The organism is Chitinophaga varians, assembly GCF_012641275.1.
Taxonomy (GTDB): domain Bacteria; phylum Bacteroidota; class Bacteroidia; order Chitinophagales; family Chitinophagaceae; genus Chitinophaga; species Chitinophaga varians_A.
This window is the reverse complement of sequence record NZ_JABAIA010000004.1, coordinates 1-21,458: the sequence shown is the minus strand read 5'-3', so window position 1 is coordinate 21,458 and position 21,458 is coordinate 1. Positions and strand designations below refer to the sequence as shown.

Annotated in this window: 12 protein-coding genes; 1 reads left to right on the top strand and 11 read right to left on the bottom strand. The window is 45.7% G+C overall.

The genetic code is table 11. The annotated features are described in order from the left end of the window. Nucleotides 1–8 precede the first annotated feature (8 nt). The 5 genes from HGH92_RS29545 to HGH92_RS29525 are packed head-to-tail and all read right to left on the bottom strand — an operon-like array spanning nt 9 to nt 11,015. A complete protein-coding gene (locus HGH92_RS29545; RefSeq protein ID WP_168874456.1) occupies nt 9–3,254 on the bottom strand; it encodes a condensation domain-containing protein in 3,246 nt (1,081 codons plus the stop codon). Nucleotides 3,255–3,261: 7 nt separating this feature from the next. After that, entirely contained in the window at nt 3,262–5,124 is a 1,863-nt protein-coding gene (locus HGH92_RS29540) for an asparagine synthetase B family protein (protein WP_168874455.1), read from the bottom strand. Between the two features lie 13 nt (nt 5,125–5,137). Further along, on the bottom strand, nt 5,138–6,109 hold the full coding sequence (locus HGH92_RS29535) for a TauD/TfdA family dioxygenase (protein ID WP_168874454.1): 972 nt from the start codon (nt 6,107–6,109) through the stop codon (nt 5,138–5,140). Between the two features lie 13 nt (nt 6,110–6,122). After that, entirely contained in the window at nt 6,123–7,079 is a 957-nt protein-coding gene (locus HGH92_RS29530) for a TauD/TfdA family dioxygenase (RefSeq protein WP_168874453.1), read from the bottom strand. Between the two features lie 3 nt (nt 7,080–7,082). Next, complete coding sequence (locus HGH92_RS29525; protein WP_168874452.1) at nt 7,083–11,015, bottom strand: non-ribosomal peptide synthetase; 3,933 nt, start codon at nt 11,013–11,015, stop codon at nt 7,083–7,085. A gap of 413 nt (nt 11,016–11,428) precedes the next feature. Between HGH92_RS29525 and HGH92_RS29520 the strand changes: the two genes are divergently transcribed. Then, nucleotides 11,429–13,837: a TonB-dependent receptor domain-containing protein gene (locus tag HGH92_RS29520; RefSeq protein WP_168874451.1), complete on the top strand. Its 2,409-nt coding sequence runs from the start codon at nt 11,429–11,431 to the stop codon at nt 13,835–13,837. A 364-nt stretch (nt 13,838–14,201) separates the two neighbouring features. Here HGH92_RS29520 and HGH92_RS33965 read toward each other — a convergent pair whose 3' ends face one another. From HGH92_RS33965 to HGH92_RS29495, 6 genes are all read right to left on the bottom strand, one after another. Further along, nucleotides 14,202–15,548, bottom strand: coding sequence for a type IV secretory system conjugative DNA transfer family protein (locus tag HGH92_RS33965; RefSeq protein WP_317166460.1), 1,347 nt, complete (start codon nt 15,546–15,548; stop codon nt 14,202–14,204). 25 nt (nt 15,549–15,573) lie between these two features. After that, nucleotides 15,574–16,218, bottom strand: coding sequence for a YWFCY domain-containing protein (locus HGH92_RS33960; protein ID WP_247655088.1), 645 nt, complete (start codon nt 16,216–16,218; stop codon nt 15,574–15,576). A 39-nt stretch (nt 16,219–16,257) separates the two neighbouring features. Then, nucleotides 16,258–17,493: a relaxase/mobilization nuclease domain-containing protein gene (locus HGH92_RS29510; protein ID WP_168874450.1), complete on the bottom strand. Its 1,236-nt coding sequence runs from the start codon at nt 17,491–17,493 to the stop codon at nt 16,258–16,260. After that, nucleotides 17,487–17,882, bottom strand: coding sequence for a plasmid mobilization relaxosome protein MobC (locus HGH92_RS29505; protein ID WP_168874449.1), 396 nt, complete (start codon nt 17,880–17,882; stop codon nt 17,487–17,489). The genes HGH92_RS29510 and HGH92_RS29505 overlap by 7 nt, the downstream gene beginning before the upstream one ends. 278 nt (nt 17,883–18,160) lie before the next feature. Beyond that, nucleotides 18,161–19,747: a hypothetical protein gene (locus tag HGH92_RS29500; protein ID WP_168874448.1), complete on the bottom strand. Its 1,587-nt coding sequence runs from the start codon at nt 19,745–19,747 to the stop codon at nt 18,161–18,163. Nucleotides 19,748–20,047: 300 nt separating this feature from the next. Further along, a complete protein-coding gene (locus HGH92_RS29495; RefSeq protein WP_168874447.1) occupies nt 20,048–20,821 on the bottom strand; it encodes a DNA cytosine methyltransferase in 774 nt (257 codons plus the stop codon). Between the last annotated feature and the right edge of the window lie 637 nt (nt 20,822–21,458).

Below are 21,458 nucleotides of genomic sequence, written 5' to 3'. Positions count from 1 at the left end.
GTATACCATCAGAACTTTTCAGTAGCCGTCATTTCTCCCTTCCGGGAAGACAGTCCCAAATAGCGCTCAATAGCTATCTGACCGATTGGCATCTGCTCGTCTTCTGTCAGCATTCGCAACAGCAACAAATATTTCTGCATTTTCAGGTTAACATTATCGCGAGAATAGAGATCGGTATTGTATTCAAATTTTAACTGCAAAGAACCTTCCTCCATTTCTTCTACAAATACAGTAATATCAAATCTCGCTATTGTAGTTTCAGTTTCCAACTTCCGGATGTTCTTTACAGAAGTAACAGCCAGGTTGTTGACCTGCGGGATGTTCAACATCACGAATAACAACTGAAACACAGCATTAAAGGCAGGGTCACGTTTAACATTCAGTTCCGTCACAATATTATCAAACGGCACCTGCTGGTGTTTATCAGCTTCCAACAGCGCATTCTTTACCTGTAGGAGCAGCGACTGGAACGATTGACGGCGGATGTCTCTTATCCTCACAGGGACCGTGTTCAGGAAAAAACCCACCATAGGCTCCAACTCCTTACGCCCCCTGCCGGCATTAGGAATGCCCACCACCATATCATCTTCACCGGATTCCAGGTGAACCAGTACAAAAAAGCAGGTTAGCAACAACATATACATGGAGACATTAGACTTTCCGCTCATTTGCTGCAACAATGCCTGCAGCTCCCGGGGCAATACCATCAGCACTTCACCTCCATTGTATGTTTTAACAGCAGGCCTCACAAACTCCTCTCTGAGGGTTACAAACGGGTTACTGCCGGAGAGCTGTTTCTTCCAATAGGCCATTTTTTGTCTGTAAGCTTCAGTGGTTATAAAGTCGTTTAACCATTCTGAATAGTCGATATATTGTAACTCCATAAGAGGCAACGAAGCAGGGCGTTTTAATACAAGGGACTCGTATATGGTAATGAAATCATGCATCACTATTCCCATAGACCAGCCATCCGCTATCAGATGACTGGCCACCAACGAAAGGATATGCTCGACAGGCCCCTTTCTGATAAGTACAACACGAATCAGCGGTAACTGGTCTAGTGTAAACTGATAGTGGGCTTCCGACTTTAATATTGCTTCTACGGATGCCTCGTCAGCAGGCGTAATGACGGGAATGTGCACTTCCGGTCCATCTTCTGGGACTACATACTGAACAGGCTCTCCGGCCACAACCGAAAACGCCGTATGTAATATCTCATGACGTCTGACAAGCAAAATCATAGCTTCCTGCAGCAGATCGAACCGTACTTCACCTTCAAAGGCATAAGCCGCATGAAGATTATAGCTAATGGCTTCATCTTCTATCTGCCTCATCAGCCATATGTTTCTTTGGACAGGGGCAAGACGATGGTGTTGCAGCCGCGGGGAAACCGGTATTTTAACGTAGTCTGTTTTCGCAGTGTTATCTACCAGACTAGCCATCCCGGCAATGGTGCTGTTAAGGAAGATATCGTTCAGCTGCAGCAAGACACTCATCTGCTTGTATACCCGCGCAGTGAGTTGTATAGCAGAAATGGAAGATCCCCCTATTTCAAAAAACGATTGCTGCCGGCCTACTTTACTAATATGAAGTATTTCCTTCCATATGGTAGCCAATGCCAGTTCAGTATCATTAAAGGCTTCTTCTGCGCCCTCATTCGCGGTCTTATGCCGTTCATATTGCTCCTGCAGGGCTTTACGGTCAATTTTTCCGTTCAGATTATGCGGCATTTCTTTGAAGTGAATAAACAACCGGGGAACAAACTCCTGCGCCAAAACAGATTGTAGTTTCGACATCATCACACTCCCCGGCATCACCGTACCACTGTAATAACAAACAAGTTCCGGTTGCAGTTCCGGACCCTCCAGCTTCACAACGCATTCGTACACCTCTTCCAGCTTAAGGATCTCAGATTCTATATAGCTAAGATCTACACGGATCCCGTTCAGCTTCACTTCACTATCCAACCGTCCCAGCACCTCCAAATTGCGGCCAGCCAAATAGCGGCCATAGTCTCCGGTTTTGTACACAATATCTCTTTCCTCACTGACCAGTGGATTCTGCACGAATCGCTCTTCCATTAATGCAGGGTTATTGAGATAACCTTTGGTAAGAAAAGGGGTCTTAATATATATTTCACCGATCTCTCCTATCTTACAGAGGCTGTTCCCGGAGACGACCGCCAAAAATGTGTCCGATATCGGCCTTCCAACGTGAACGATACCTGTACTATCAATCGTTTCGGCAGACAAATCTATCAGGTGGCAGGATTTCAGAACAGTACTCTCGGTAGCACCGTACATATTTGCAATCTTCGCGCCGGCACTGATTTCCTTTTTGATATTTAATACATCTATGTTATACAGCATTTCCCCGGCTAACACTACCAGCTCAACCCCGGATAGGTATGATTCCGCCGGATATGCCCGGCATATGTTCAGCAAATTCCTCATTATCGAAGGCACACACTGAATAACATTCACCCGGTTGCTTTTTATCCACTCCAGTAACAACGCAGCATTTATTTTAGTGGCTGGATCCGGAATACATAATAGTGCGCCGGCACATAGTGAAACAAGTATATCCTTGAGTGATGCGTCAAACGTTATGGCTGCGATTTGAGCGATAATAGACTCCGGCCCCAGATCGAAATGGCTTATCTCCCATTTTACGAAATGAGCGATGCTTTTATGCATGCCGATCACACAGTTACCGGCGCCTGTAGACCCGCTTGTATAAAAACCATAACAAGCCTCCCCACCATCTATATGCACCTCCTGACCCTGGTGCCCCGGCAATACACCTTCTGCCAGCGTAGCGGCCTGCTCGCCAGCCTTTTTTACCCATAGCTTGTTTTCTTTTGTCACCGTAATTAGCATTCGGGCAGAGACGCCAAACTTTTGCAGCAACTGGTCAACGGCTTTGACATCTTCTTCATGTGTTATCAACAAGCCGTCAAAATTAGACGACAGAATCGCCTCCATCCTTGAATCTGTAAAAGACAGGGAAACAGGAACATAAATAGTACCTGCCTTAAAAGCAGCCAGCATTGATGCTATACACCTTATAGAAGAAGGCATTACCACCAGCATGCTCGTAAATGGATTATCTATCTCCTGTTTGACCAGTGAAACAAGCCTGTTACTAAGCTGCTCTAATTCATTATAGGTGATCTCAAGAGATTCTTCTTTTATAGCCACCTTGTCCGGATGACGCATTACCCTCTCGCGGAATAACTCGGGAATAAATTTCATATATAAATCAATTTATTTTGAACTCTTCAAGAAAGATGTTACAGGATAGTATTAACAAAAGCAGATTGTCTTCATAAGCAGATCCTACATCCACCTCATTACTCAACAACCTCTTTTTGAGCTGCTCTACCAGAGCGGGGTTAAAAATCCCCCGCTGTTTTATATAGTCATACGAAAGCAGGTCATTGAACCATTCTGTGTTTCCAAGAGCCATTGCAGATCTTCCTTTCGTGACTTCAAACTTCTTCCTGTCAACGATTGCTGCCGGCACCACCTTGCGAGCCACCTTCCTGAGAAACGTTTTTTCTCCCAGATAACTGTTCTTTACTTCTGGCGGTAGCCCCCGGACAAATTCAGCCAGCCTGATATCAAGAAACGGCAAACGGGTTTCAAGGCCTTCCGAATAATTCACACGATCGCAATGGCTTGTCAGCAGATGCCCACCCAATCTTATTTTAATGTCTACATATGATCGTTGGTTAAACACATGCCTGTTTCGGATATTATCCGTATTGAGCAATACGTTATCAAGGCAGTTAGGTATTGCATCCGTATCGGTATTTGAATGCTGGTAAAATGCTTTACGCAGGTCTGCAAACTCAGACAACGGCCTTTCATAGATAAAGTGAGGATCACCCCAGATTTTATTATGCAATTGTTCTTCCAATAGTCTTTCAAGGTATGTTTTCCCGTCTGACATGCTTCTATTTCCAGCACTGTCCAGCACGTAACCAATATGCCCTCCAAATAGTTCATCTGCTCCGTCTCCTGATATTACCGCCTCAATACCGTGTGACCTGGTAAATCTGGCAAGCTGTTTCCGGAAAATCGCTGTAATATCCTTTTGAGGTCTTTCGATATCACAAATAACTTCTTTTAGCTGGTGGTATAAGTTATTTAGGTCGAGCGTAAAATCGAGCTGGTGATGATGCGCACCTAAATAATCCCGCAGCAGATGCTGATAGTACAAATCATTGCCGCCCGCCGTTTCCGCGATGGAGAATGTTTGTATCCCGCTTTCCATGCTCTCTTTCGATAGGCAGGCCAGCAGGGAAGAATCGAGGCCTCCGCTAAGATATACCCCCTGTTGACCGGCATCAGACATCCGGGATTTTACTGCGTCCCGTAATATGGCTAAAGCGTGCTCCTCCAGTTCCGAAGTATTTCTTCTGTCATAACTGCCCGTTACCTCCGGATACTCCATATCCCAATAAGCCCGAAACGACACATCTCCCTCTTTATACACTGCCATCTGCCCCGCGGGCACCTCGTATATATCCAGAAACATAGTCTCAGGCGGAATGATACCCGGAAAATGGAGAAGGTGGTCCAATCCTTTCCTGTTTAATGCCCTTCTGTATCCCGGAAACTTTAAAATCCCCTTTATTTCAGAGCAGGCAACCAGATGTATTCCTGTTTTATAAATAAACATGGGAAGAATGCCAAACTGGTCCCTCACCAGCTTCACTTCCCCTGCCGGCTTATCGTAAATTACAATTGAGAAGGCGCCATTAATGTGCCTAAAAAAGGAAGTTGCATCCTGTTGATACAACCGCAGGATAAGAGCTGCTGTACCCATATTAGCTTCCTGCCTGTTTTCCTTCACCATCCCAAGCAACTCCGGTTTGTTATATATTCTTCCGGTAAAGGCAACAGCAAGTTCACCGCTTCTGCAGTATGCCCAGTTGTCCGGAGAATCTTTATTCTCTCCCTTCCTCCGTCCCACACCTGCCACCAACTCATGAAACACTTCGACAGACCGGTTAGTATTACCGCGGTGGGCAATACTATCAAGCATGTCAGACACCACATCTGTATCTGCCGCGGTGACAATACCATCGGTCTTAAATAAAACAGCCATACCAGCCATAACATCGATTTAGTTAAAACATTGAAACAAGGATTTTCCGCTCACCGCAATAGGGTTGCCTCCCGTGGCAGGTGAGTACGTTATCCAACAACAGCAGGTCGCCCGCCTGCCAGCTATTATTCACCGCTATTCGCTGCCCGGTATCCATAACATTCTGAATCCACTCCTCCCTGATCTCACTGCCGTCTCCAAAAGTCACATACAGGGGCAGCCTCTCAGTACCGCCATACATTAACAAAAGCATCTCGTATATTTCCCGGCCCAGATGCAGAGGATGGAACTGGTCCATCTGATTAAACCATACCTCCTCTCCGGTCTGCGGATGCCTGATAATACCAGGATGAGAATGGGTGATCCGAAGGCTACCATCTGGATACCAATGGTATTCCATACCTGCCTCCCGGCAATAACTCTCCGCGGTCGCCCTGTCGGAGCACTGAAATGCTTTTTGCCATGACTGCCCGCCCTGCAAGCCATCCGACAAAATCCGCACATACCTCAATCCTTTTGCTCTCAAAGCATCGAGCAGAACAGGATCAACCTCCTTCAGAAAGCGTCGGGAATCCGCAATAGTGGTAGCACCTCCGCTTTCTGCAGCCATAAGACAACAGAACATAATGCGGGAAGGCCATTGAGCAGAATATGACAACTCATTGTGCAGATGGATTATCTGATTAGCGTCGTATTCCGTAGAAGTGTATACATTTTCGCCAAGGTTTGTTCTTGGTGTGGTACCATCCATATAAGCCATAGGCTTTTCTCCTATCCCGGAAACAATGGCATTAAAATCGGCACGCTCCCGTATCTCAATATTTTTAAGTAGTAGTGCTCCTTTGTCAAGGAGCATTGCATCGATTTCCTCTCTGTTACGGACATACCATTTCACAAATTTGTATACCGTGAGGGTCTCATCAAACTTTATCGTTATGGGAAAAGCATTCCCGCATACTGATCTAAGATCAGTAAGACCGTTCATATCCATCATGTAAACAGTTATTTTATGACATAGAGACGAGCACTTTCCGGTTCCCTTCGTAGGCCGACCTGCCGTGAAGCGTCAACAGATTATCGATCAGTAAAATTTCACCCTGATTCCACTGTATCGGCACCTCAATTTTCTCAAACAAAGCATGGAGATCCTTCAGAAACTTCCCAGGGATAGCTCCTCCATCCCCATATGTGACATGCATAGGCAGCGCATTTTCATCGTTGCCGTGCAATAGCAACATTCCTTCAAACACCTCCGGTTCATAAAGGAAAGACAGCAGAAATTGATCAATATGATTAAACCAGACATAGTCTCCAGAAACCGGATGTTTTCTCAATGCCTCATTGGTATATACTAATAATAAGCCTCCATTATTTGTCCAACTGAATGACATATTATTGCTTTTACAATATGCCGCTACCACTTCCCGATCTTCAGTCTGAAAACACTCCTGCCATGAAGGGCCTACCCCACTTCCTCCATGCAGGTTCCTCCTGTAAGTAATCCCTTTCTCCACGAAACACCTCACTAGTTCCTTATCCAGTAACGAAGTAAGTTTCCGGTTATCGGCAATCAGTGTAGCGCCGCCACTGTCGGCGGGTTGTATACAACCGAAAATCAGCTTTTCCGGAAAATGGTAGGAATGGGAGAACTCAGTATGCAGATGTATTTTCCTTTTAGGATCGTACTCAGAAGCATTCAATATCCCGGGATTAAACTGGGTTCGGGTAGAATTACTTTCCAAAAAAGACCGTGGGACGATCATACCTTCAACCGCTTCCTTAAAGGTTTCAAGAGAATTCATAGTAACACCGCGGAATAATATTGCACCGGCGTCAAACAATAACTCATCCAACAGCCCCTTATGCGCATTCACCCATATATTAAATCCAGCTGTACTTAATGGCTGTCCAAAACTGATAACGGCAGGGAAACCATTTTCGATATAACAAGTAATTTCACTCATACTTTATTGTGATATTTTTTTTAGGTTATGCATTCCTTTCAAAAACTCCTGTTCCTCCAGTTCATCATCAATATGACGCAAGGCGCCGGGGGTATTAGCTTTAAAGCTTACGCTATTAATAAGCTGATGGAAAACATTTATTAGTTCGTCAGTGATCAATACGGCATCCTCTCCGGAAAAGACATCACATCCATATTCCAGCCAGGCTTCCATTGAGCCATTCATTTCCTGAAAGGTAAACATCAGGTCAGCCTTCGCCGTCATAGTCAACGGAAGCGGCAGCACTTCAGCCGTCAAACCATGAAAATCTCCGACATTAAAACCTTGAGCGGGAATATTTTGATAAGTGACAACCACCTTTGATAAATCCGATACCGATACACCGGCCAATCGCAGATCGTTTACCAGCATCTCGAAGGGGTACTCTCTGTGAGTCAGCGAGGCCAGTACCTCCTCTCTGACATGGGAGAATAATTCATCTACGCCGCCGCTTCCTGGTATGTTTATCCGCAATATCATCGTATTGATAAAAACTCCCATCTGCCTGTACAAGTCAGCATGTACTCTCCCTGCCTCAGGGCTTGCAATGATGATGTCGGGGGACGCAGACCGCTTAAAAATAAGTACGCTTACTCCGGCAAGAAAAAACATGTAACGTGACAGCCCCCAACGTTCGCAGGCAGCATCGATTCCCTGAAGCAGCTCATCAGAAATGCAGAAACCGATTCTTTTACTGGATCCTGTTCTGCTGCCGTTGCCTTTCTCCACCTGAAGAATATTGAGGGGTAGCAGCGGCCGTCTGAATTTTCCCGTCCAGTATTCCCTCATCTCATTAAAGTAGCCCTGCTGCAGAAGGTCATTTCTCCATACAGCGAAATCCTTATACTGTATTTCCAACGCCGGCAGATTTGCAGCTTTTCCTGCAACATATGAATTATAGCAGAAAATCACCATATCAATCAACAGGTACATAGACCATCCGTCGGTTGCTATATGATGCAGCGTAAGGCAAAGCACAAAAGCGTCATCCGTTGTTCTCATTACCTTTACCCTTATCGGGAAGTCTTCTTCCAGATTAAAAACGGTATCATATTCCAGCTGCACACGTGCAAGCAAATCAGCATCATCCATACCCATACCAGTGGGATTCAAATAGTCCAGGGACCATTCTTCCTTCAACTCATGAATCTTTTGTACTGGTATGCCTTCTAATAAATTATAGGTAGTTCGAAGGATTTCATAATATCCGATGGTCTCCCAGAAAGCCCTATTCAGTGCATCAATATTGAGTGCGCCTTTCAGCTTCAGACAATTAACGATATTATTTGACGGCATTCCTTTCTTCATGTTACTTGCCAACCAGATTCTGAGCTGCGAGGGCGAAAGCGCATAGGTATCCCTGCGGGAAACCGGTCTTATTGCATTGCCATGTTTCCCCGTCTCTACCTTCCTTGCAAGTTCTCGTATACTTCCTCCTTTGTAAATCTCCCCGAATGCCACTGTAGCGCCGAAGTCTTTATAAATGGCGTTGATCAAAACCATTACGCTAAGGGAGTTCCCTCCTTGTTCCAGAAAATTTAATTCCGGGTCCGGCCTAACCGGTCCCAATATGGTGCGGAAAATTTCGAACATCCGTTTTTCCGTATCAGACATCAACACGGTTTCATGGCACTGATATTCTACTTCCGGAATATAGGATTGTAACTTCCTGTAGTCGATTTTTCCTTGTATGGTTAAGGGAACTTCGCCGACCCTTATAATTTCATCAGGAATCATAAAGTCAGGCAGAAATGTCTGCAGATGGCGGAGTACAACAGCTGGCTCTGTACCAGTTTTAGACACGAAAAACAATACCAGCCGGTCTGCTCCTGCAGCGCAGTACAAGTGACAACAAGCTTGTCCTACTCCGTCGAGCTGTAAAGCGCATCCGCTTATTTCACCGGTCTCTATTCTAAAACCACGCCGCTTTACCTGATCGTCACTTCTCCCGAGAAAATCCAGCGTTCCGTCAGGGAGCCATTGAAATACATCTCCTGTATGGAAAAAGAAGCTACTGCCTCCAATATCTCTTGAGACGAATTTGGCAGCCGTCAGCTCCGGCTGGTTAAGATACTGCCGAGCAACACTGATTCCCCTCACATATAACTCTCCTGGCACGCCAATAGGAACAGGCCTGTTGTTAACATCCAACAAAGCAAGCTGAACATTCTTTAGAGGAGTACCAACCGGAATCCTGCTCTTAACACTATCATTGGGCTTTAGTTCATGCATAGTGATACATACCGAGCATTCGGTAGGACCATATGCATTAAAAAAACGTGTTACACGACAAAGTTCATGTGCGAATTTAGAATCCGCTGCCTCGCCCCCTGAAATAACACAACGCATGAAAGCCAGATCCTGTGCATTCAATAAAGACAGATACGCCGGAGTAAAAAGCGCTACCGAAACATGGTGCCTTTCCAGAAATGATAACAACAACTTCGGATTCAATATCATCGACCGGTCCGGAACTGCCAGAGCGGCGCCGCTTTGCAATGCTGCAGAGAACTCAAGGATGGAAGCGTCAAACGATACAGAAGAAAACTGCAGCACAACGTCTCCCGGGCACATCTCCAACTGGTGGCTAAGCTCCTGTCCGAGATTGGAAAGACCACCTCTGGTTAACAAAACACCCTTGGGATGACCGGTAGATCCGGAAGTGTAAATAATATAAGCATCATCGTCCAGGCGTCGCGCAGACACTTCGATTGATCCATCCGTCAGCATCGCTTCCTCCAATTTCACATCCCGTACCACCGCAAATTCCCCAGGCAATACTTCGGGTTGTGATGCACATAAAACCAATGCCGGTTTACAATCCCGCAGTATAAATGCAATTCTCTGATCAGGGGATTTTGCATCTACAGGAACATACACCGCCCGTAGTTTTAGCAGTGCCACAAACAAGGTGACTACCAATGCACTATTAGGCAGCAAAATAGCAACCCGCGAGCCCTCAGAAATGCCATAGCAAGATTGAAGGAAGGCCGCCAGGTTTTCTGCCCGCTGGTTCAGCATCCTGTATGAAACAGAGCCCTCATCTCCTACTAAGGCCGGGCGCTCTCCCTGCTCAGTTGCTGCAATAGCTTCAAATCTTTCGAGCCAGTCAAACGTAATCTCACTCTTATTCTCATAAAGATATCGGGAAATTAGAGACTTGTCCGTGGTCCCCATCAAATCTACCTCGCTGACCGGCGCATCCGACTGGGCGTACAGCAGGTCAGTTATAAAATCAAGTCCACATCGGATCCTCTCCAGATAAACTGCAGACATACGCTGATCAGCGAAACCGCCGCTAAAAATCAACTTAGCGCTACCGGGACTCTGCGGGTCCGTGACTATACGCAGCTGGATTTTTTCTCTACTCGGCTGTTCTTCAGGTACATCCAACAATATGTTAAACGGAATTGATTCAACATCGAAATCAGGACGATCGCATTTCGGTAACACCGAAGCAAGTGCTGTCCCTGCATAATGCATCCCTTCCTCCACATCTTCCAGAAGCCTCTTCAGCAGCACTGAAATCTGAATATCTTCTGCATCATCATAAATGTGAAAAAACCTCTCCGGCGCCGCATCTTTCACATTATCGGACCTTACAAATCCACCTACTATTAATGATTTATTTGCAAATGACTGCCGAAGCACCAACAGATAAACCATTAAGAAAACAGTATACATCCCCATCCGGTCGTCCTGGCATAACGACATTATTTTCCGGATATCTGTTTCGCATTCAGCCACACAAGGCGCGCTATTCTCCGATAGCCCAAACGCGCCGCCAGCGAAGATCAAATAGGGATCCTTTTCAATACAGGCAATAATTTCATTCAGCTTAACAATGAGGGATTCTTCAGATATCCTCTTATAGATTTCTGCATCTGTCAATACCATATATAAATGCTTTTACAAACAAACCAACCAGGCACACAATGTCCATGCCCGTACGATTGTGTACAGTTAACAAAAAGCGTTCTTTTCCATGTGTTGGAACAAATCAGATGGACAAGAAAAGGAAAGAAAACGGGTACAGAAACAGCGTCGCTATTTCCTGTGAACTAACAAAACAATTATAAAAAGGGTCTAAGAATTTAAAAATTAAGGGAACACTTACAGAGCTGGCAAACTTACTTCTTCTTCGGTTACTTTTTGATCACCTTTCAAAGATATACTAAAACAATCGAAGAAAAAAAATAAACAACGATTTTTGTTGCGGTTTTTTCAACCTAGATAAAAACAATTATTAAACAGAATTATTCTTTACTTTTAATCTGTTTCTGTAACCCGCAAAAATTATATTTCACGATATGAAAACATCTTTAGTATCAAGTTTAATATTCCTTATCCCATATATATCCTTCTCACAGACCCTTGAAAACAAGATCAGTGGAAAAGTATCAGACCCTTCACAGCAGCCCATTCCAGGCGCCAGCATCATACTGACCAATATCCAGGAGCACAGTCTCAATAATGGTATCAGCGACACAACAGGCAACTTCACTTTCCAACATCTGAAAGACGGAAGGTATCTGCTGCAAGCTACCTTCTTTGGATATGGGACATACATATCTGACACCATTCAACTCTATAGAAACATCCATCAAAAAATAAACATTGTGCTTATTCCCAAAGCACAACAACTTAATGAAGTAAGTGTAACATCGGATCCCAGCGTTATTGAAATAAAGCCAGACCGTATCACCTTTAATGTCAGCAAAAGCCCGACCGCTACGGGTATGAACATCATTGAGCTGCTTCAGCGCACACCAGGCGTTTCTGTAGGAAAGGACGATGCGGTGTCCATCAACGGGAAAGGAAAAGCAAAAATCTATATTAACAACAAATTGATCAATCTCTCAGAGCAGGAACTTACCACACTGTTAAGAGGGATGAACAGCGACAATATTGAATCCATAGACGTCATCAAAAACCCTAGCGCTAAATACGACGCGGCTGGTGGGGCAGGTATCATTAACATCACCTTAAAAAGAGGAAAAAAAGAAGGATGGAATGCTGCGCTAACCACAGGTGTCAACATTGGGCAAACACCCAAAAGCAATCAATCTGCAGCCGTCAGCTTCGCAAAAAACAAGCTTCAGTTTTCAGGCAGCTACAATATAAACAGCGGAAAGTATTTCGATCGTCAAAAGTTCGACAGATACCAGGCGAACCAATCCTTCCAACAGCAAGCCGATGGCACAGACAAAAAAACATATCAGAATATCCAGGCATCGCTGAATTATCAGATAACCCCCAAAACCAACCTAGGAACTGCATTCCAGGGAAACCTGGGTAACGGGCGGTATAACCTCCTCAGTGAAACGGATATCGGATCAGGCGGTCACAATACACCAGACAGCTTACTGCTGTCAGCAAGCGACCAGACATACAACCGGAAAAATTTTCTTTACAACCTAAATATCACCCAGAGAATTTCAGATGGTCATAACATTTCAGGAGACATTAGCTATGGGAAGTATAACGCGAGCAGCAACAGTCAACTTACAAACAAATACGTCACCAATAACAACCAGCCATTAGCCTCGTATTTCTTCAAAAGCGATGCCCCGATGACGGTTGATATTTACAGCGCTAAAATTGATTATAGCGGCAATATGAAAAACGGAAAACTGGAGGGCGGGGCACAATGGAACATGGTAAAAAGTAACAGCGCATTTCACACTACCAATCAAATGGCCGGTCAGAAAACAGATTCCTCGTCAACGAATGTGAAATACAACGAGTCTATATACGCCGGTTACATCAATTATAATTTCAACATCGGCAAAAAGGTAAATGTTATTGCAGGCATACGCGGAGAACTTACCAACACGGAACTGGACTACGCCAGCACAGCACACCGGGAAAACAACGCCAATACCTACAACTATTTTCAATTATTTCCCAATTTCACATTCACCTACAATGTTACAGATGAGAATATTTTAACGCTGGCCTATAACCGCCGCATTGACCGACCGGCCTATCATAACATGAACCCTTTCGAAGAAAAAGTTGATGAACTCATTTCTGAAAGAGGCAATCCCTTTCTTAAGCCACAATATGTCAACAATATTGAACTGGGCTATATTCTTAACCAACATCTGAGCGTAGGACTGGGATATACTACAACCAGTAATCTGATCATTGAATTTATGGATACGGTACAACGAAACAAAGCATTCCTCACGCACATCAATCTACCCAAACAACAGGCTGTCAACCTCAATATTAACGGTTCATTTGACATCCTCCCCTTCTGGACTTTAACCTGTAACATCTCAGGCGGCTATATCAGCTACCACGCAAGCTTCCGCGAAAACAACCAGGTACGGCAATATGGAGCCTTCTTTCAGACCAATCTCCAGCAATCATTCCGTATAAGCGAAACTATCAGGGCGGAAATTAATGGGTGGTATGCTTCACCCAAAATTGATGGTACGTGGAAGAACTTATCTGCAGGCGCCTTTGATATCGGCATACAAAAGGACATTCTCAAGAAAAAAGGGAACATTAAAGTCGCGCTGGTGGATGTGGCCAATACACAGAAATGGAGAGCCAACAATCTGAATGAGATACTGACATTCAACATTGATAGTAAGAAAGAGTCCCGTCAGCTCAGGCTGTATTTTACCTACCGGATCGGCGGGAAACCGGTGGAAACCAAATCCAGAAATGCCGGAACACAAGGAGCTACAAACAGACTAAAGTTGTAGGAAAATAAGCGCGGGCGTCAAAGACCAGCTTTGCACCTGAGCAAACGCACCCTCGCCATCTCCAAAGGCTGTTTTGCAAAAACAAGACGGCGCTTTTCTGTGCTTCAAACCACCCAAAAAAGCCAGAAAGGGGAACCGTTGGATTTCGGGACGTTCCTGGATAGTAAAGGAGATCTTTAGGGAACTGTACATTTTCCAGTCGTATATCAGCGCTATCCGTTTAAAAAGTGAGGCATTTGTCGCATCCACGGAAAAGTGACTGCAAGCTTTGGCTTCTCTTCCCTAACGGTTGACGAACCTAGATAAATTATCAGGCAAACATCCTGTCATTTACCGATCGAATAGTTCTAAAATTGACAGGATTCTATTCCCGTGCAATCAGCAGATGTGTCAGCTCCGGCGTATTGTAAATATGCTCCATCACATCCTCGATGAGCTGGACAACATCTCCCTTAATGGCTGCGTAATTGGCATCGATCTCCGCCTGCGTTATGTCCCGAACCTTGGGGACCGGTATGTAGCTCTTTTCTTCAGCTGCAATAGCTGCATGATCATTTTGAATCTCGCAATGAAAATTCTTAAGTACTATCTTCATGTCGGGATTATCAGCGACGCTTCCCACGAATTCTCCTGAGCTCAGGGAGGAGATGGTCGAAGCGGGGATCGCCGCTTCCAGCTGCGTCGATTTGCTGACTGATGTCTCGGAACTGTTGATGGAATAGCTCTCACGTTGCTGCATGATGCGGCCAAACCTTTCAGATAGGGCTTTCGCAGTATCACCACCTACCTGCCCAGATATAATATTGCCGACGATTCCGAAGATTACATCGGCAATCTCCTTACCATAATCCTTCTTGAGCTGGCTGATGTCCTGTACTGCCAGAAAAGTGCTGACCAGATTGGATCTCGCAGATGCTATGGTAGCTTCGACACCCGATTGGCCGCCGATATAAATAGTGGGCAGCTCATCGATAACCAGGCTGGATTTGAGCTTTCCTTTCTGATTGACCAGCTTAAGCATCCTGGTAACAAACAGTGAAAGCACCGGCCCGTATACCTGGAGCTTCTGCGGGTTGTTGCCCATGCAGAGTATCTTCGGGTCGTCAGGATTATTAATATCCAACGCGAACTCATTGCCGGAGATCACATAGTACAACTGTGGGCTTGAAAGCCTTGCCAGCGTTATCTTTGCACTGGCTATCTGACCCTCCAGCTGCTCCATGGCGCCGTTGATATAGGCGAGAACGAAAGGATTGATCAGTACCTCGATCTCAGGCTCGGTACGTAGCACAGGGAAAAGCTGGTCATAGGGCATCTGCATCAGCTCGATGCAATGCGGCAGCGTGCAGTACCTGCCAGACTTATACTTCTTTAAAAACCAGATTATGCCCGTGAGAAAATTTATGGGTGATTCCACAAAAAAATCGCCCGCCTTACGGATCCATTCCCTGTTGAGCCCCAGCATGATCGTCCGGGAGCTCTCCGTGGCATCCGTGATATCGGTCATGCTTGCAGGATCCAGCGGATTGCAGCGGTGCGAGCGCGAGAGATCGTCGAAGTTTATGGTATAGAACTTCGGTACTTTCTTATAGGCGTGTTTGTTTTTAAGGAATGTATTGTAGGCGATCAGCGATAGGTCCGGGAACTTGAAATCGTACACGAACATCGAGAAACCCTTCTGGATATGTTGCGTGATGACGTGGCGCACCACGAAGTAGCTCTTTCCTTATTTCTCTCTATTTTCTTCGCCCGGATCCGGGGGTCCCGCACAGAAGGGACCCCCGGAAGGGGTTGATCAGATTAATATAACTGTTGTGAACTTTTCCCTTGAAATTGTATTTCGCCGGCAGGTTGATACTGTATTCATTTTCCAGTAGCCGCTCTTCCTGCGGGAAGGTTTCCTGTAGCTTATTGAAGATGTCTCCTTGCAGTTTGTCTTTCAGGAGCCGTGTCAGCAAGGTCCCGCCATGAAGGATGAGCAGGAATCCCAGGCTGGTTATGATCATATATAAACCGGCCAGCACCTGGACAGAAGCATCCAGTTTAAGCAATATATGGCTAAGACCAAATACGACAAGGCCGATGATCAGTGGCCGCAGGGCGGCGGGTACCGTCAGCTTTTCATTCTTTTTCCCCATGATGCCCACCAGCGATACAACCAGCAGGCCCAATGAGAAAAACTTAGAAATAAAGAAATTTCGGAATAATCCGGTACCGGCAATACCTGCCAGGACCTGCTCCGTTATCTTATACGTAAACCCCCAGATGATAAATGCCTGATAGCAGTAATAATAGAAATGCAGGCCCAGGATAACAATGCTGGATTTTCGGACCAGGTCCGTGATCTTTCTGAGCGCCTCGGCGTTCTCTCCTGTATTCATAAGCCCCTCTTTAGTTGTGATCATTGTTTCCACAGGCTACTATAAGCCTAGGATTTTCCTTTTTCTTCGTAAAGTGCCGGTGCTGCTTTCCGTATGCTCGTCGCTGGTAAGGTCATCCCAAAGCGAAAAGAATACAGCGGCTGCTTGGGCCGGAAACTGAGTGGGGGCTTGCTCTTTGGTAAATTTTGGTGGCTGGTTGTCCGCTGTATTTTGATCAGTACCGCCAAAGCTTTCCAGCTTTTCCATCACCTTCGCAGCGCTGAAATCCTTTCCGAGGTCGGACGCTTTGAAAATACACCGGGTGGCGTTGTCGATGAGGGACATGCCGTAGACTTTTCCTTCGGTGTTCCTGTATAACAATAGCCGAATGCCTTTTTCCCTGAGCTGTTGCTGCAGTGATTCCATGGTAGTGGCGGTAATCAACGCTTTTGACACCAGGTGCTTTATCCGTTCGCCGTATGGCTTTCGCTCCATTTTATAGCCCGGATATAGCTTTTCCAGGTTAACCAGGGTTGGGCTGGTAAAGATGCTGCTGGCCTTTATCGGGACGCCGGCAATACTACCATGATCATCCAGAAGGCGGTACTGTATTCCTCCGTTACGGTACATCAGGCTATTCTCTTTTCCCCGGTCGGCATACACATTGAACTGGGAGAGCAGCGCATTGAACTCCTGGAATGACGAGAACTTATAGGTGGCCACCACCTCGCGGACCACCCTGGAAATCGCTGCTTTGGTCGGCTGCTTCCCATAACTGACCTGGTTGATATCTATAGGCTGTAGGGATGTATACGGCTCTTTCTTCTGGTCTTCGGCCTTCACCAGGCCGAAGCTTTCCTCGATATGTTTGCGGGCCCGTTCCGATTGGATCCTACCGATGTTATGGGTTTCGATACGCTCTCCGTAACGGTTGATATTGGTGGTGACGATATGGACATGCGGATGCCCGGCATCCATGTGTTGATATAACAGGAACGGCTGCTCTCCCCAACCAATAAGCTGCAGATACTCATCAGCAATACTCCGCAGCCTATCAGCATCGAGCATATCTGCCGGCGAAAAGTTGAGCGAGATATGTACGGCATTGGTCTTTGTCCGTTCGTTGAGCCGGGTAAGATCCGTAAAGCGTTGTAGCTTCTGCTTGAAGGAAATTGTGGCTGTGTCCTGCAGGTACCCGCCGGAGTGTAGCAGTACGGCATCACCCAATCCCACTTTATGCTCATTATAGTACAGCGCCTTCCGAATGCTTTTGCCACAGACGATCTTAGCTACCATCGTTCCGAAAGTTTAGCCATCAGGGTAAACAACCGGCTTATCCGCTCATCCGCCTGCTGAAATAAACGGACGATCTCAAGTGCATGGCCGAGGCGATCTGCCGGCAGTCTTTCCGAATTCACACGGCGGGTTGCCTGATTAATATTGACACCAATGGCCAGGACTTCCTTTCTTATCAGCGCCAGCTCTTCCAGCATTAACCGGTTACCCTGGTCCACATTCCCAACGATAATCTTACGATTATCAATAATTTTCCGGAGCAGCTCACTCATAGAACGGCAATGGCTTTGCTGTAATAAACCGGAAAGCTCCCGGTATTTTTCCTCGCTTATCCGGATGGGAATAACATGCGGAAGCTGCAGACCTTTTCTCTTTTTCACCCTTTCCATATACCCAGATACTGTTTGATGAGCAGGGTGACAAAATGGCCGACTCCGAAGGCCATTTCCCCCTCCGCCCGGGAACGAAGCGGAGGGCAAGATGGAATGTATACATTCCTACATCTTGCCGGGTCACCCAGACCTAATGAAATTTGTGCCGAAAGCGCTTTCCTGAGCCGGATCGCCGGTTCCAGCAGCTGCTTTTCTGGCAGCGCATTAAAGTTTCGGGACTAGTTGGAGAGGCTGGAATGCAAATTAATGATGACAGAAAATGGCAAGATAATTTGTCAGAGGCGTAGGTTGCTACTGGTGTCAGGCTTCTTTTTCATCGCACCCGCGGACAAATGATCACGCTCTTTTTTACTATGCTCTACCAAATAGGACGGTGGCTGCCAGTCCGGATCGAAATGGATATTGACCGGAATAAGTCTTCCATCAACGGAGAATATCTTCAGTGTTTTGTTCTGTGGATCCGCTTCGATAAGTAAAGGGCGGCCGTTTTTATGTTGAGTCTTTACCCGTTCTCCTGATATAAGATCTGTAATGATGCCTCTTTCCAGATCGGGCATAAGCGGGAGGGAAAATACCAATGCGCCCACCTCGTCCTTAGTAACACCCGTAAAATACACGTGCGGATCGTCTGGTGGTCTATTGTTGTCGAGTTTCACCCAAAGATCGGAAGCTCCTTTGCTTTTATCTACTAGATGGGCCATTATTGGCCTGCCTGCGAGGAGGTTTATGCCTAGCCTGATTTCCATTCCTGGTGGCAAATCCATCTCATGCTTCGGAAGGGAAGCTGAAAAATCCCAAGCCCGCTCACAAATAAAATTTTCAAAAAAGGTTGAATCGGCCCAATATCTTAAAGATAACAGGTCATAGATCTTTTGACCATCGGGATCATCTTTAATGGAGTTCATCTGTTTGAAAATGGCTTCTGCTTTCGGCTTAAAGTCAGGAACATCATCTTCCCTGAAAATAAAAAGTTCGTGATCGTTTTTCCAATTAACAGCAGCCATTTCCGTTTCCAACGCAGCGGTATCTATGCCATTAATGACTTTATGATCAATTGCCGGGTGTCTTGTCAGCGAGATGCTCTGCCGCCCGACTTCGTAGGCGTTCCCGGAATTGAATATAAATAATTGGACAGAGCCCTGGCAGTCCTGCTGAAAAAAGTCCGCGTGTAGTGAGAAAGAATCGGAGTTGGATTCCAGATGGTCGGAAAGCGCATTATATAGATCATATCTGGAAACCATGTCCATGCCCGTATCCACGACTTTCTCGTATAGGGCATCCAGCTGACCAGTCAAAAGATGATAGGCAAGATTTGCATGCACCTCGTTGGAAAAGTCCCGCTCCCGCTGAAACCTGGCATTGTAGCTGCTGACCCAGTCGGAGCCTAGTTGCTCTTTTGGCCAGTGTTTAAACATCATCATCCTGGCAAAACCAATTTGATCGTTCTCGTTACTTCGCAGCAGCAGGTTGATCTTTTCAATACATTGCTGGGCCATTCCTTGGTTATCGGCGCCGGTAACTGTGCCTCCTTTGAAGTAAAGTTCCCAGTGGACTTGGGACATCTGCCAATCTAATTCAATGGTGTTAATCGCGTCATATTGCTCATTTTCTATTTTAGGCGGTGTAATACAGCTGGCCTGATTACGATCAAAAAGGTACGCACCGACCTGGTGGTTCATTTTAAAGTTGAGCCGGTAACTGACCGTCAATTCTTTCTGATAATTGAAATTGATCCGGTGATCGATGCTGAATTCCGGAAGGCCTGATCTTATCCTTGCAATCAATGCTGCTTCCAGGTCCTTGCCCTGAAATCCATGGTCAGCAAGATATTTCAATAAATCGTGGATATCCTTTTCTTCCATTGGCAAGACATTTACCCGTATAAAATAATGGGAGCGGAAATTGTAGTACCAGAGCGCACTAAGGAGTGATCTAAAGACGTGGCCTCTGTTGCCTGTTCTTGTTGGGCTTTATTGCAATCTCCTTCTTCGGCTTGACGTATTGACCGTCTTTCGGGCCGGCGGTAAGGATTAGTGTCATCAGTTTGTGGCCTGTTCCATTATATCAGCGCGATCAATTCCTAAAGCTTTCAGGTCCCTTAAAAGGAAACGTTTCGGTGCAGGCTTATGCTGAAGTCTTGAATGATGAATGTTGTATCCCAGCTATTTTTTCTTTATGGTTTCATTTATTGCAGAAAACAGGTAATAGGCAATCTGAGGGACAATCGCGTTGCCTATGGCCTTTAAGCTTTGGGTATGCCAGGCTTTCGCCTGAATGGTTTCAATGTCCAGTCCATCGGGAATCCCTTCACCCAGGTCACAAACTCTATTTTCGGGTAACGTCCATCTGTCGAACATTCCCGGATCACCTCTTTGAAATAGGAACGGTGCTCCGGTGAGGTCCGGTATCGATTGCTGAGAGCGCCGTGTACGTCGCTGGCCAGTGGCCGCTGCAACAATCCAGACGTGCCGTTCCATCGTTGGTACACCACAGCTTGCAGCATCAATACAAAGCGTCTGGACTTCGTAGCCCATGGCTTCCAGTCGCTGGCAGAGCAGATCGTGTTCCTGGGCAAATTTTCCAGTAATAAAGCCAAAAACGTTTTCAAGCACCGCCCATGCCGGCCGGATTGCATCCACAACGTCCAGCAGGACCTCCTTGAGCGGTTCAGATCCAATTCTACTTCCTGCCACTGAATACTTCTGGCAGGGCCAACCTCCCGAGAGGATATCGACTTTGCCTCTCCACTTCTTCCAGTCATGATCTGCGATATTGCCGATAGCAACAGCGTGAGGCCAGTAATAGTGAAGCACCTTCCTGCAGAAGTCATCTACTTCACAATGAAACGCTGTCTCCCAGCCGCACCAGTTGGCAGCCAGATCAAAGCCGCCAATGCCCGAGAATAAAGACCCGTGGCGGATTAATTTACTTTCCATGCTATTGCCATCAATGACGAACAATTGCAGGAGTAATGGTTTGTGCGAATGATACAAATATCTCCCTCCAAAGACATCCGAAGTGTATATTTGCTATTAGGTAGTAAAAAATTACTGATAGGTATTCAGAAAATGACTTTAGAAAAAAGTTCGCTTCATTCCAAAGTTTCAGAAATATAGTGCTAATTTCAATGGACATCTACATCACCAAACTATTATTGCCATGATTAGTCAATACTGGGCTGGAGGTTTAATTATGTTGATTTGTTTCCTGGCTTTTATTTTTGCGAGTCGGAAACAATTCTATGCAAGAAGATCATCGCCTGATTCTTATAGGGCATATATCGGAAGCGGAATGAGCGGTTGCTTGTGGATTATCATTAAAATAATTTCTATTCTCCTATTTCTTTACGGTTTAGCTATAGTTCTATAGGCAATAGACGCTGTTGGTAATCCTTAGGTCACTTATGGCAACCACCTATTAGATCATAAATCAATATAAAGAGACAGTGTAAGTACCCCATTTAGGTGACAGTGATTATTTGGATTTTTTTCATATCCTGAAGTTGCGTAGTCCACTCATGTGGCGTGAGATTATTCAAAGATTCATGTGGTCTTCGCTGGTTGTACTCATCTA

Coding starts and splice junctions, on each gene's coding strand:
- HGH92_RS29545 (WP_168874456.1), bottom strand. CDS start 3,254: ATGAAATTTATTCCCGAGTTATTCCGCGAGAGGGTAATGCGTCATCCG.
- HGH92_RS29540 (WP_168874455.1), bottom strand. CDS start 5,124: ATGGCTGGTATGGCTGTTTTATTTAAGACCGATGGTATTGTCACCGCG.
- HGH92_RS29535 (WP_168874454.1), bottom strand. CDS start 6,109: ATGATGGATATGAACGGTCTTACTGATCTTAGATCAGTATGCGGGAAT.
- HGH92_RS29530 (WP_168874453.1), bottom strand. CDS start 7,079: ATGAGTGAAATTACTTGTTATATCGAAAATGGTTTCCCTGCCGTTATC.
- HGH92_RS29525 (WP_168874452.1), bottom strand. CDS start 11,015: ATGGTATTGACAGATGCAGAAATCTATAAGAGGATATCTGAAGAATCC.
- HGH92_RS29520 (WP_168874451.1), top strand. CDS start 11,429: ATGAAAACATCTTTAGTATCAAGTTTAATATTCCTTATCCCATATATA.
- HGH92_RS33960 (WP_247655088.1), bottom strand. CDS start 16,218: ATGAATACAGGAGAGAACGCCGAGGCGCTCAGAAAGATCACGGACCTG.
- HGH92_RS29510 (WP_168874450.1), bottom strand. CDS start 17,493: ATGGTAGCTAAGATCGTCTGTGGCAAAAGCATTCGGAAGGCGCTGTAC.
- HGH92_RS29505 (WP_168874449.1), bottom strand. CDS start 17,882: ATGGAAAGGGTGAAAAAGAGAAAAGGTCTGCAGCTTCCGCATGTTATT.
- HGH92_RS29500 (WP_168874448.1), bottom strand. CDS start 19,747: ATGGAAGAAAAGGATATCCACGATTTATTGAAATATCTTGCTGACCAT.
- HGH92_RS29495 (WP_168874447.1), bottom strand. CDS start 20,821: ATGGAAAGTAAATTAATCCGCCACGGGTCTTTATTCTCGGGCATTGGC.